The sequence below is a fragment of the Phosphitispora fastidiosa genome (assembly GCF_019008365.1).
Taxonomy (GTDB): domain Bacteria; phylum Bacillota; class Thermincolia; order Thermincolales; family UBA2595; genus Phosphitispora; species Phosphitispora fastidiosa.
The window spans coordinates 351462-364588 of record NZ_JAHHUL010000002.1; the positions used below are offsets into that span (position 1 = coordinate 351462).

The 13127-nt window shown below is 48.4% G+C and carries 11 protein-coding genes; all 11 read right to left on the bottom strand.

Going from position 1 to position 13127, the window contains the following annotated elements; translation table 11 throughout:
- Window positions 1–16 precede the first annotated feature (16 nt).
- The 11 genes from dnaJ to spoIIP all read right to left on the bottom strand — a co-directional run bounded on the left by dnaJ (window position 17) and on the right by spoIIP (window position 13053).
- Entirely contained in the window at window positions 17–1141 is a 1125-nt protein-coding gene (dnaJ, locus tag Ga0451573_RS03995; RefSeq protein WP_231682581.1) for a molecular chaperone DnaJ, read from the bottom strand.
- A gap of 54 nt (window positions 1142–1195) precedes the next feature.
- Window positions 1196–3043 (bottom strand): molecular chaperone DnaK, encoded by a 1848-nt coding sequence (dnaK, locus tag Ga0451573_RS04000; protein WP_231682582.1) that lies wholly within the window; start codon window positions 3041–3043, stop codon window positions 1196–1198.
- Window positions 3044–3164: 121 nt separating this feature from the next.
- The gene (gene grpE / locus Ga0451573_RS04005; protein WP_231682583.1) at window positions 3165–3734 is read right to left on the bottom strand and encodes a nucleotide exchange factor GrpE; all 570 of its coding nucleotides are present in this window, start codon (window positions 3732–3734) and stop codon (window positions 3165–3167) included.
- Window positions 3735–3751: 17 nt separating this feature from the next.
- Window positions 3752–5335 carry a TCP-1/cpn60 chaperonin family protein gene (locus Ga0451573_RS04010; RefSeq protein WP_231682584.1) on the bottom strand — a complete coding sequence of 528 codons (1584 nt, stop codon included), beginning with the start codon at window positions 5333–5335 and terminating at the stop codon, window positions 3752–3754.
- Window positions 5336–5368: 33 nt separating this feature from the next.
- Window positions 5369–6409, bottom strand: a complete 1041-nt coding sequence (hrcA, locus tag Ga0451573_RS04015) for a heat-inducible transcriptional repressor HrcA (RefSeq protein WP_231682585.1) — start codon at window positions 6407–6409, stop codon at window positions 5369–5371.
- 102 nt (window positions 6410–6511) lie between these two features.
- Window positions 6512–7648, bottom strand: coding sequence for a radical SAM family heme chaperone HemW (gene hemW, locus Ga0451573_RS04020; RefSeq protein WP_231682586.1), 1137 nt, complete (start codon window positions 7646–7648; stop codon window positions 6512–6514).
- A gap of 29 nt (window positions 7649–7677) precedes the next feature.
- Window positions 7678–9477: a translation elongation factor 4 gene (gene lepA, locus Ga0451573_RS04025; protein WP_435052283.1), complete on the bottom strand. Its 1800-nt coding sequence runs from the start codon at window positions 9475–9477 to the stop codon at window positions 7678–7680.
- A gap of 46 nt (window positions 9478–9523) precedes the next feature.
- A complete protein-coding gene (gene murJ / locus Ga0451573_RS04030) occupies window positions 9524–11083 on the bottom strand; it encodes a murein biosynthesis integral membrane protein MurJ (RefSeq protein ID WP_231682587.1) in 1560 nt (519 codons plus the stop codon).
- An 81-nt stretch (window positions 11084–11164) separates the two neighbouring features.
- Window positions 11165–11404, bottom strand: coding sequence for a hypothetical protein (locus tag Ga0451573_RS04035; protein ID WP_231682588.1), 240 nt, complete (start codon window positions 11402–11404; stop codon window positions 11165–11167).
- Window positions 11405–11531: 127 nt separating this feature from the next.
- A complete protein-coding gene (locus Ga0451573_RS04040; RefSeq protein WP_231682589.1) occupies window positions 11532–11765 on the bottom strand; it encodes a hypothetical protein in 234 nt (77 codons plus the stop codon).
- Between the two features lie 127 nt (window positions 11766–11892).
- A complete protein-coding gene (gene spoIIP, locus Ga0451573_RS04045) occupies window positions 11893–13053 on the bottom strand; it encodes a stage II sporulation protein P (RefSeq protein ID WP_231682590.1) in 1161 nt (386 codons plus the stop codon).
- Window positions 13054–13127: the final 74 nt, after the last annotated feature.

Sequence of the window (13127 nt, forward strand, 5' to 3'; positions counted from 1 at the left end):
GGCCAATGCCTTCCGGTTATCCCATGAACGCATCCTTTACCTTGTCAAAAAAACCCCGTTCAACTCCTGCAGGGTGCTCCCCGGAAGTCTCGGCAAACTTTTGCAAAAGCTCCCTCTGCTCCTCGGTCAGTTTAGTAGGTGTGACCACAATAACCTTAACATGCTGGTCACCGCGGCCATAGCCATGCAGGTCTGTGATACCCTTGCCTTTCAGGCGGAAGGATGTACCCGACTGTGTCCCTTCCGGAATCTTTAACATAACTTTGCCGTCAAGGGTAGGCACCTCAAGCTCGTCGCCGAGGGCTGCCTGGGGGAAGGAAACCTTCACCTCACTAAGCACATCATTGCCATCTCGCCTAAAGGTCCGATGTGTTTTCACCTGAAGATAGATATATAGGTCGCCTCTGGGGCCGCCGCGATCCCCGGGTTCACCCTCACCGGCAACCCGGAGCCTGGAACCGGTATCCACCCCGCCGGGAATCCTGACATGAATCTTGGCTGTTTTCCTGACCGTTCCCTTCCCGCCACACTTGGTGCAAGGCTTTTCAATAATAACACCTTCACCTTGACAGGTTTCACATACCCTTGACTGGACAAAACGCCCAAAGGGTGTGGTCTGCGCAAATTGGACCTGACCGGTCCCGCTGCACTTGGTACACTTTTTGGGAGAACTCCCTGGCGCTGCTCCTGTCCCCTCACACTTATCACAGAATTCCGTCTTGGGTATGCTGATATCCTTTTCGACACCAAAAGCCGCCTCTTCAAAGGTGATTTCCATGTTATACCTGAGGTCGGCGCCTTTGGCCGGTCCCCTGCGCCGTTGACCGCCTGAGCCTCCGAAAAACATGTCAAAAATATCTCCAAAGCCGCCAAAGTCCTGGAAACCACCGCCAAAACCGGCTTCACCAGCCCCGTTTCCGAAAGCCGCATGGCCGAACTGGTCATACTGGGCCTTTTTCTGGGGGTCGGAAAGTACTTCATAAGCCTCACTTACCTCTTTGAATTTGGCCTCTGCCTCCTGGTCACCCGGATTTACATCAGGGTGGTACTGGCGGGCCAATTTTCGAAAGGCCTTTTTTAAATCCGCCTCAGAAGCGTCTTTATCCACTCCAAGGACTTCGTAATAATCTTTCTTACTCATTTATATTACACCTTCTTACCCCAGATTTACTGGAAAACAACTCCCGGAAGGGAATTACTTGCTGTCATCATTTACTTCCTTGAACTCGGCATCAACCACATTGTCATCTGCCTGGCTCCCGGCACCGCCCGGATTACCCGCTCCCGGACCTCCCTGGCCCTCTGCCTGTGCGGTTTGCTGGTACATAGCAGTTGTCAGCTCATAAAGCGGCTTAGTAAGCTCTTCTGATTTATTCTTGATAAGCTCAAGATCACTGCCCTTAAGGGCTTCCTTAAGCGCATCAGCTGCCTGGTTGACCTTATCCACCAATCCTTTATCTGCCTTATCACCAAAATCCTTTACGGTTTTCTCGGCCTGATAAACCAGTGAATCAGCCTGGTTCCTGGTGTCTACTTCTTCTTTTTTCTTGGCATCCTCTGCGGCATGAGCTTCAGCTTCCTTGACCATCTTTTCAATATCCTGATCATTTAAACCGCCTGAGGAAGTTATCGTTATTTTTTGTTCGTTTCCGGAAGCCATATCCTTTGCGGAAACATGAACAATTCCATTGGCATCGATATCAAATTTAACCTCAATCTGAGGAATGCCTCTTGGCGCCGGGGGAATTCCGGTCAGTTGGAATCTGCCCAGAGTCTTGTTATATGCAGCCATCTCCCGTTCGCCCTGCAGGACATGGATCTCCACCGAAGTCTGGTTATCAGCGGCAGTTGAAAACATTTGGCTCTTGGAAGTCGGTATCGTGGTATTCCTGTTTATCAGCTTGGTAAACACCCCGCCAAGAGTCTCAATTCCCAGGGACAGGGGAGTAACATCCAGCAGCAGGACATCCTTCACTTCTCCTGCCAGAACGCCACCCTGGATGGCAGCGCCGAGGGCTACTACCTCATCAGGGTTAACACCTTTGTGGGATTCCTGTGCGGTTACCTTTTTAATAGCAGCCTGGACCGCCGGTACCCTTGTTGAGCCTCCCACCAAAATGATCTTATCAAGCTTGTCGGCGCTAAACCCGGCATCAGACAGGGCCTGCCTGGTGGGTTCCATGGTTTTTTCGATCAGGTCTGCAATCAAATCTTCAAATTTAGCCCTGGTCAGTGTCAGGTCAAGGTGCTTTGGGCCTGACTGGTCAGCAGTGATAAAGGGCAGGTTGACATTGGTGCTGGTAACACCGGAAAGTTCGATCTTAGCTTTCTCGGCAGCCTCTTTAAGGCGCTGCATGGCCATCTTGTCATTAGCCAGGTCAATGCCGCTTTCTTTCTTAAACTCACTGACCATCCATGCCATAATCCTGTCATCAAAGTCATCTCCACCAAGACGGTTATTGCCGCTGGTAGCTTTAACCTCAAAAACACCTTCACCAAGTTCAAGTATGGACACATCAAAGGTTCCCCCGCCCAGGTCATAAACCAGGATAGTCTGGTCTTCACCTTTTTCGAGGCCGTATGCCAAAGCTGCTGCAGTAGGTTCATTAATGATCCGGAGAACTTCAAGGCCGGCAATTTTACCGGCATCTTTGGTAGCCTGGCGCTGGCTGTCGGAAAAATAGGCCGGAACGGTGATTACAGCCTGTTCCACTTTTTCTCCGAGGTAAGCTTCAGCGTCTGCCTTCAGTTTCTGCAGAATCATTGCTGACACTTCCTGGGGGGAGTACTCTTTTCCGTTTAGATTTACTTTGTAATCTGAGCCCATATGTCTCTTTATGGACATCACGGTACCGTCGGGGTTGGTTACGGCCTGTCGTTTGGCTACCTGGCCGACCAGGCGCTCCCCGGTCTTGGAGAAGGCCACGACAGAAGGTGTAGTCCTGGAACCCTCTGCATTTGGGATAACTGTGGCTTCCCCGCCTTCCATAACCGCCATACAGGAATATGTAGTACCTAAGTCAATTCCAATTACTTTACTCATATAATTCTACCTCCTAATATCAATATTATTTATTAATCTAATTCAATCTAATTCAATCTAATTCAATCTAATATAACTTAACCATTAACCTGTAACTTGTAACACCCGCGATTGAATCCGTCTAATTTTGGGCCACCTTTACCATGGCAGGCCTGATTACCCTGTCTGCCAGCAGATAACCCTTCTGAAGCTCCTCCATGACCACATTATCGTCATACTGATCGCTCTGTTCCTGCATAACAGCCTCATGCAGGTTGGGGTCAAACTGACTGCCAACAGCGTCCATCGGCTTGACACCTTCTTTTTCCAGGACATCCCGCAGCTGTCTGTAAATCAGTTCGATGCCATTCCGGAAGCCCTGCAGGTCTTCTCCCTCTGCCTTAAGGGCCCGTTCGAAATTATCCAAAACCGGCAGCAGGCCCGTGGCCAGCCTTTGAGAACAATATTTTGCCGTTTCCTGGCGTTCCTGTGCAGTCCTTCTCCTGAAATTATCAAAATCCGCCTGTACTCTCTGCAGCAGCTGCAGGTATTCGTCAGCTTTTGCCTTCAGATTGTTATCCTCTGCAGTTTCCTCCGGCCTTTCCGGTTCGGCACCGGTATCCTGTTGGTTTTCGCCGCCCTTTAAACAATCTTCAGTTAGATACTCTTCAGTGTTCCCCTGATCTTCATTGTTTTTATTTTTAAAGGTCACCTTTTTCCCCCCATTCATTAACGTAATTCGTCATTATCAATTGTATCCCTACCAAACTGCCCGCCGGAGTCTTCTCTTTTCTTAATAATTGTGTCTATGCGCAGGATGGCTTCGGCAATCTCTCCGGCTGCTTTCAGGGCATGAATCTTTACCAGCGCCGGATCCGCTACCCCAAGGGCAAACATATCTGCAACATCTCCGGTGTCACAGTCAATCGCCAGGCTTTCCCTGCCTTCCTTCAACTGAGCGGCAACCACATCACCGATTTTTTCAAGTGGGTTAAAGCCTGAATTAGCAACTATCTGAAAAAAGGGTCTTTGCAGCGCTTCCACAACACAGTCAATACCGTAAACCGCCATCCCCCGCACATTTTCCCTGACTTTCTCCACCTCACGCGCCAGAGCGAGTTCAATGGAACCTCCGCCAGGTACTATGCCTCCTTTAACAGAAGCCTGTACAGATGCAGCAGCATCCTTGGCGATCCTTGCTCTTTCACCAACCACCTCTTCAGTGGCAGCGCCCACCAGAATAGTCGCCATAGGCTTCCCGCCGCCGCCAAGAATCCTTATGTGCTCAAGCTTTTCATTCTCAAATACCCGCTCAGCTCTGCCCAGGTATTTTGCCAGATCTGCCGCCTCTTTACGCAGACCTGTTCGCTTAATCGGCCTGGCTCCGGTGTGCTCAGCGGCCTTGCGGAGTTCTTTGTTGGATACCCGCTGAACTGCCATAATCTCAGCATCAGTAAGCACTTCTTCGGCAAAACTGTCAATACCGCGATCTACCAGAACAACCTTTACACCCATCTCCACAATCTTATTCAGATTATTGCGGAACTCTTCCTGAAGCTCCTGATACCGGGCAAACCCGGCCTCTGTTGCCAGGGCTTCATCCTCCAGTTCCTCGGGCTCAAGAGCGTCATCTATAATAAGTACCCTGGCTTCTGATACTTCAGCGGGCATATGTTTGCTGATGCGTTCCTTGTTAAGGATAACACCCATAAACACTTCATTGTCGGCCCCCTCTTCAGAAAAAATTGCCTCAGAGAGCTTGAATGAAGGATCCTTAAGTTTCTCTTCACCCGTCATCCCGGCAGCTGCAACCACCAAATCGGCAATATCCTCATGGTCCCTGCCGGCAATCAGAGCAACCTGTTTTAGCACCGGGTCCTCGAGGCCTTTGATAGAAACGGCCCGTTCCCGCATCAGTTCCAGGGCTTTTTTTATCCCTGTGCGGATACCTTCAATCACTCTGGTTACCGGTACCCCCTTGGATACCTGTTCCACGCCTTCGCCCACCAATGCCCCGGCCATTACAGTTGCCGAAGTGGTCCCATCACCGATTTCCGCCTGTTGAGCCCTGGCTATATTAATCAGCATTTTGGCTGCCGGGTGGTTGGCCTCCATTGTGGTGAGAATGGTGACCCCGTCATTGGTGATAACCACTTCTCCAAACCTATCGACAAGCATTGTATCCAGCCCCTTGGGACCAAGGGTGCCTTCCACTGCTGAGGCGATAGCCCTGATCGCATTTGAATTGGTGATCAGAGCCGAAAGTCTTTCATCCACATCTGCTCCTTTTGCTGCCTGCTGCTTCAAACTCATTGGCAAACCTCCTATATCAGTGTCCGTAAAATATCAATGATTGTAAAAGTCCTTCATTATTTTTGACAGATGGCTGGTCATAAATTCAACAATACAGACCGCTTTTTCATAATCCATCCGGGTAGGCCCGATAATTCCGACAGAACCTATGGTCCTGCCGTCTATCTGGTAGGTTGCCGTAATAGTGCTGCAGTCCTGCAGACCGTCAACCCTGTTTTCGGCGCCTATGGTGACCGATATCCCTGTTTCGGCATGACTGCCATCATTTAAGATTTCCTTCAATATCTTATCCTGTTCCAGCAGGGACAAGAGTGTCCTGACCCTGGTTAAGTCGCGGAACTCGGGTTGGTTAAGAATATTCAGGGTACCGGCCAGGTACACTTTTTCCTCATGATTAAGGTCCAGAGTCTCCTGAATCATATCCATGGCGGCTTCAAAAATATGTTTGTGTTTGGAAAGCTCATAATATATCTCTTTAATGAGAGTCAGCTTTATCTGATCAAGACTTACGCCCTGGAGCTTGGCATTCATTACCTGGCTTATCTTCTGAAGGTCTACTTCATTAACAGACTGGGGCAGCTCCAGTATTTTATTCTGCACCAATCCACTGTCGGTGACTACCAGTACCAGGGCCCTGCTGCTGTCCAGGGGCACCAGCTGAACATATCTCAGATTACTGGTGGTAAACTGGGGTCCCATTACTATAGAAGTATAATTGGTTATCCCCGAGAGAATGCTATTGGTCTGCCTGAGGACCGTCCCCATATCCTTAACCTTGGCCTTGTATCCGCCCAGGATAATACCCTCTTCCTGTTCAGAGAGTTTCTTTTTGCCCATCAGACAGTCCACGTAGTAACGATACCCCTTATCTGAAGGTATCCTTCCTGCCGAGGTGTACGGCTGCTCAATATAACCCAGTTCTTCGAGATCAGCCATTTCATTTCTTATGGTTGCCGGACTGACCCCAAGTTCGTACTTCTTGGCAATTGTCCTGGAACCTACCGGTTCAGCGGTACTGATATAATCCCTGATGATAGCCTGGAGCACCTTCTTTTTTCGTTCATCCAAGGTCATCTTAACACCCTCTTTTTGTTAGCACTCTATCAAGTCGAGTGCTAAATACCTATAAATAAAAAATACCATTGATATTTTTTTTTGTCAAGAAGCGGAATCGTCCTATATGAACTCAACAAACACTTCATTTGCCAGCGGAAGGCCTTTTTCCGTTAGTCTAATGCTGTTTGCGTTAATTTTTATCAGACCCAGGTCAGTCAGTTTTTTAAGCTGAGGTCCGAAAATATCGGCAGCCGAACACCCGAAACGCCGGGCAAAGGCCAGGGTATCCAATCCGCCCAGCAATCTCAGCCCAAGAAAAACCGTTTCCGAAATCTCATCTTCAAGAGATAATGAAATTATTTCTTGAACTGCCAACTCATTTTTCTCCAGTTTTTTAATATATGATGCCACACATTTCACATTACTAAACCTGTGCCTGTCAAGCATTGAATGGGCAGCAGGGCCTAATCCCAGATACTCTTCATTGAGCCAGTAAATAAGATTGTGGCGTGCTTCCATCCCCGGAAGGGCAAAATTGGATATCTCGTAATGCTTAAACCCCCTGGCAGCAAGAATACTGATAACATACTGATACATTTCCAGCTCCGCATCTTCATCACAAGGGACCACACTGCCTGAAGCAACAGCTTTATACAGGGGAGTCTCAGGCTCAACCTTGAGACCATAGGCAGAAATATGTGCCGGTGACAGGTTCAGCACCCGGTCAAGGGTCTCCTGCCAGTCCTGCCCCGTCTGCCCCGGAATCCCGTAGATGAGGTCACAGCTAATATTGTCAATTCCTTCATCCCTGCAAGCCTTAACTGCTTCAGTAACTTGGGCAAAGGAATGGATTCTGCCGAGAAATGAAAGAATTCTTGATTGAAATGCCTGGACCCCTATACTTATTCGGTTAACCCCGGCTCGTCTCATCAGGGCAAATTTCTCTCTGGTTACTGTGCCCGGGTTGCATTCAACGGTTATTTCCGCATCATCCCTGATTCTAAAATACCTGCGGCAGTTTTCCAGTATCAGGGCCAGGTGTTGTCCACTCAACAGAGAGGGGGTCCCCCCTCCCAGGAAAACCGTCCTGACCTCCCTTTGGTCAGCCGGCATTTTCCCGGCATGCAGCTTCATTTCCCTTTCAAGGGCATAAACATAAGACGCAGCCAAACCTGCGTCATAAGGATAAGATATAAAATCACAGTAGTTGCATTTTTGCAGGCAAAAGGGAACATGTATATATATCCCGATAGACATATTAATCACCCGTATTTGGCGGCCGGTCGCTAATCCATTTTAAGCACTGCCATAAATGCTTCCTGGGGTATCTCGACATTGCCCACCTGTTTCATGCGTTTTTTTCCCTCTTTTTGCTTTTCCAGCAGTTTCCGTTTCCGTGAAATATCCCCGCCATAGCACTTGGCCAGCACATTTTTTCTCAAGGCCTTTACCGTCTCACGGGCAATAACCTTATTTCCTATTGTAGCCTGGATAGGAATTTCAAACATGTGCCTGGGAATAATGTCTTTGAGTTTTTCCGCCAGATTACGCCCTCTGGCATAGGACTTATCGGTATGGACTATAGATGACAGGGCATCAACTACCTCACCCGATACCAGGATATCGAGTTTTACCAGCCTTGATTCCCGGTATCCGCAAAACTCATAATCCAATGACCCATAACCCTTGGTCCGTGATTTTAAAAGGTCGAACAGATCGTAAATTATCTCAATCAGCGGCATTTCATATGTCAGCATAACCCTAGCCTCACTCATATATTCCATATTTTGGAAAATACCGCGCTTTTCCTGGGCCAAATCCATAACCGCCCCCACATAATCGTTGGGAACCATAATGGTAGCCTTAACAAAAGGTTCTTCCATTTGTTCAATGTTTTGCATCGGAGGCAGATTGGTCGGGTTATCAATTTCGATAACCTCACCATTTGTTTTGGTGATCCGGAAAATAACGCTGGGTGCAGTTGTAATCAGGTCAAGTCCGTATTCCCTCTCAAGGCGTTCCTGGATAATCTCCATATGCAGCAGTCCCAGGAAACCCAGCCTGAACCCAAAACCCAGAGCCACCGAATTTTCCGCTTCAAACATTAGTGAAGCATCGTTTAGCCTGAGCTTTTCCAGGGCGTCCCGGAGATCATCATAATCTGCCCCGTCGACAGGATACAGCCCGCTGAATACCATGGGAGTAATTTTCCGATATCCAGGCAAGGGCTTGTCAGTAGGTTTGTCAGCCCCGGTAATGGTATCTCCAACCTGAACATCCTTAACATTCTTGATACTGGCTGCAATAAAACCGACATCACCCACACCCAGTTCACCGACTGTGGTCAGAAATGGCCTGAAAATACCTACCTCATTGACTTCAAAAGCCTTGCCGCCGGCCATAAACCTTACTTTCATGCCCTGCTTCACCAGCCCGTCAACAACCCTGACATACGCGATAACCCCTTTATAGGAGTCATAATGGGAGTCAAATACCAGCGCCTTCAGAGGGGCGTTTTCAACCCCCACCGGAGGAGGCACTTTCTGTACTATCTGTTCCAGTATCTCCTTAATCCCTGTGCCGTCCTTTGCAGAAGCAAGTACAGCATCACTGGTATCCAGGCCGATAATATCTTCAATTTCACTTTTCACCCGGTCAGGGTCGGCGCTGGGCAAATCAATCTTATTAATTACCGGAATAATCTCCAGGTTATGTTCCAGGGCCAGGTATACATTGGCCAAGGTCTGAGCCTCAATTCCCTGAGCCGCATCAACAACCAGAATAGCGCCTTCACAGGCAGCCAGGCTGCGGGAAACCTCATAGGTAAAGTCAACATGTCCCGGTGTATCAATCAGGTTCAGGGTGTATGTCTCACCATCGTCAGCCTGATAGAACAGCCTTACGGCCTGAGCCTTAATGGTAATCCCGCGTTCCCGCTCCAAATCCATGGTATCAAGTATCTGATCCGCCATCTCCCTCTGGGTAAGGGCTCCGGTAGCCTCAAGGAGCCGGTCTGCCAGAGTGGATTTGCCGTGATCGATATGGGCAATTATGCAAAAATTTCTGGTTTTATTATGTTTGTCCACCGATATTTCTCTCCCTTATAAAGGCCAGTAGATGGCCTCCTTCTCTTTATACCTTTTTGAACTTTCTGCGCAGCAGATTAATAATCACCTGTGTTTCCTCCAGGCGGCACAAAAGAATTGCCACCACATATACAACCAGTCCGGCGCCAATGGAAACCCCGACCTGAATCAGTTGATTGGAGGCATCCTGCAGGTCAAGGAACGTTCCCAGGTAATAAGCGACAGCATAAGCGACCACACCCATAACTGCTGACGATCCCAAAATAAGAAAGAATGATCTGGTAGTTTTCCGTAGATCAATAGGCCCGATTTTCCGGCGCAGAAAATACAATAGCAGCACCATGTTATATATTCCGGTCAGGGAAAAAGCCAGCGCAAGTCCTCTTTCGGCCATCACAGGGCGTAGTAGAAGATTAAGCGCTATATTTATGACTATTGTGGAAATTGCTATTAAAACGGGTCTCAAGGTATCCTGAAATGCATAGAAGGCTCTGGTGATGATCCAGATAGCTGCCTGAGCGAAAAGCCCCACACAATAAAAAACCAGGGCATATGCCGTTAACTTTGTTGCGCCATGAGTAAATTCTCCGCGTTCAAACAGCATCCTGATAATTGGTTCACTGAGGACCGCCAGTCCCACCGATGCCGGTATGATTACCAGAAAAATTGAGCGGAGTCCCATGGAAAGGGTATTTTTAAAATCAGTCATTTCCCTGCGGGCCGCCTGGGAGGTCATGGTGGGGAACACCGCAACTGCAATGGACCCGGCAAAAACACCCAGGGGAAGCCACATCAACCGGTTGGCCAGTCTCAGCGCCGTTATGCTGCCTTCATTAATGGTTGAAGCTATGGTCTGGTTTACAATCAGATTGACCCTGTTGGCTGCCATCCCCAGCATGGCCGGGAGCATCAGGATAAGCATTTTCCGGACCCCGGGGTGACGGAGATTCAGGGTAAATTTGTACCTTAACCCCATTTTGTATAATACAGGCAGCTGAATTACCAGATTAGCAACGTGACCCACTACTACCCCAACGGCAAAAGCCATAATGCCCCACTGTTTCGCAAAAAGGAGGCCAAACAGGATAATAAAAAAATTATATGCTACCGAACCAATCGCAGGGGCGGCGAAGTGTTTGTAAGAATTAAGGATACCCATTATAAGACCGTTAAGGGCCAGAATCACAAAAGCAGGAAACATGATCCTGGTTAGACTGACAGCCAGTTCCAGGGTTTCCCCGGAAAAATTATAGGCCACAAGCTTTGTCAGTGGAACTGCAAAAACCATCCCAAATACAATACAGACAGCCATTAAAAGAACAGTCAGGTTTATCATTGTACTGGCTATTTCCCACGCCTCTTCTTCCCTGTCGGTAGCCAGATAACCGGAAAAAACGGGGATAAAAGCGGCGCTCAGAATCCCGCCGACCAGAAGATCGTAAAACAGATCAGGGATAGTGAAAGCAGCCAAAAATGCATCTGTCTGCCAACTGGCGCCAAAAGACGAAGCCAGGACAGCCTCCCTGACATAACCAAGCACCCGGGAAAGCATCATGGCTAACATCAGTATGCCTGCTGCCTGGGCTACCTTTTTGCCTGTGGACATTATGTACTGTTCCCCTTTCCACAACCCATTCAATTACCTTTAATTAATATACCACTTTTGGGTTATCTGGAAAAGGAGAATTTAATGAACGAGGTCATTTTTTTTGCGTTCAGCCCTTTCCAGAAGTACTTCCCCCGTTTTTACTATCCGGCTGCAAAATAGCCTCACATTCTCCCTCTTCTCCCGGTATATCTCATTGAACCCCGGAGCCAGCGGCTCTCCTGTCATCCTGCCGCAGGCAATCAGGGACTTGTTCACCCCTGCTCCAATAGTCAGAACAAGAAATATCAGAGCCACCATTATAAGTGTCCTGTCTCTCAAACCAAATTCCACCCCTGTTCGTGAATTTCCCTTAAACAATTATAATATTGTTCATTTACGCGAAATTTATTCGTAAAACAATTGAGAGGCTGCTGAACTTTGTCAGCAGCCTCTCAAAATCGCGCTATTAGATAAGGCAGGAACCATCCTTGAGCTGGTCTTTGACTCGAAGCTGGGCGGCAGCCAACTGGCAGGAACCGTCCTTAGCCTGGTCTTTGGTGCGCAGCTGGGCGGCAGATAACTGGCAGGTCTCATCCCGAAGCCGGTCACAGTCCCCCTTAAGGCCCCCAAGGCATGCCCAGGAAAATGTCATACTGAAAACAAATACTGACACCAAAAGTGGAGTTATAAGCTTCTTCAAAACTATGTACCTCCTTCATTCTTTTATTGTCAGCTGACTTATTATTAATACGCACTAATTTCCGTAGTTTAATACCGTTGTTCTAAGAAATAATTAATATTTTTTACATTATTGGCATTAGTTTACTTCACTCGCTAGTTTCTTCCGCGGCTTGAGCCATGTCATTAAGTACGGCTACCACAACATTGGCAAACAGGCGGCCTGAAGCAACCGCCTCATCAGTGGCATTCTTGGCGCTGCCTATTTCCACCAGCAGCGCTCTCGGGCTGTACTGCTGATGGTATCTGCCCTCTTTAGTGGTGATACCCCTGGAGAGTCCGGGATACATAGCATCCATTTTAGCGGCAATTTCCCGGGCAAACTCGAGATTTTCCTGCCAGTGGGGATGGTCGGCCCTGGCATCGGTACCAACAATGATAAGTATTCGGGCCACCTGTTGACCATGAATGGTGACCAGACTTTGCTCCCGTGTAACTGCTCCGTCGCGGTGAATATCGAAGACCATCTCAAGGCCTGGATTACCTTCTAATAGCTGTTTGACCGTTTTTTCCGACTCCGCATATGATTTGTTAAATGACGTATCATGAAGCTTATCAGAATATACAACAGGTATACCGTAATCCTCCTCAATTGCCTTCTTTATCTCTCCGGTCACCAGAGCTATCCCGCCGGCTTTTCCCTTCAAGTGAGCCAGTCCGTCGGTAAGTTCAAAGGTTTCACTGGTATGAGTATTATACAGGGCTATCAAAGGGGTGTCGGACTTAACCCGGTTTTCTACCGGCAGCGCACTACCTGCAGCGCCCTCGGTCTCCTGTGAGCTGCCTGCCGGAAGCTGCCCCTCCCCCGGATCCTCCAAAACCTCATCCGGCCCGGTTTCATCATAGGTGTCAGCAGTTGCCGGGGTAACCTCCATCATCGGGATTTCTGACTTCAGATAAGTCAGGGGATCATCCAGCTTGACACCGGAAAGAGTATTCAAACTAATCCGCAGCAGGCTTTTCCTGCGCTGTACCGCAGCCGGCTGTCCCGAGTCAGATGCTGCCAAAACGGGCAGTTCAGCTCTGAGAAGAGTTTTTAGAGTTTCATTGCCGACATTTTGTGAAAGACCCTGTACCAGATTTCTGCCTTTTTCATAATAATACTTGGAACTGAGCGCTGTAATATAAGGCCCCTCAGCGGCAGGAAACTGTCCGGCAATAACAGCAGTAAAAATAACTAAAATGGCGAAAAAAAATAATCCAAGATTTCTCACCAGAGGTACAATGCTGTCTGCTTTTACCTGCCTCATTTTAACCACTCCTTGTCTACCCAATTATATTCGGCAGTCAAGGCATTTATGACCTTTTGCCTCCCTGGTCCCGT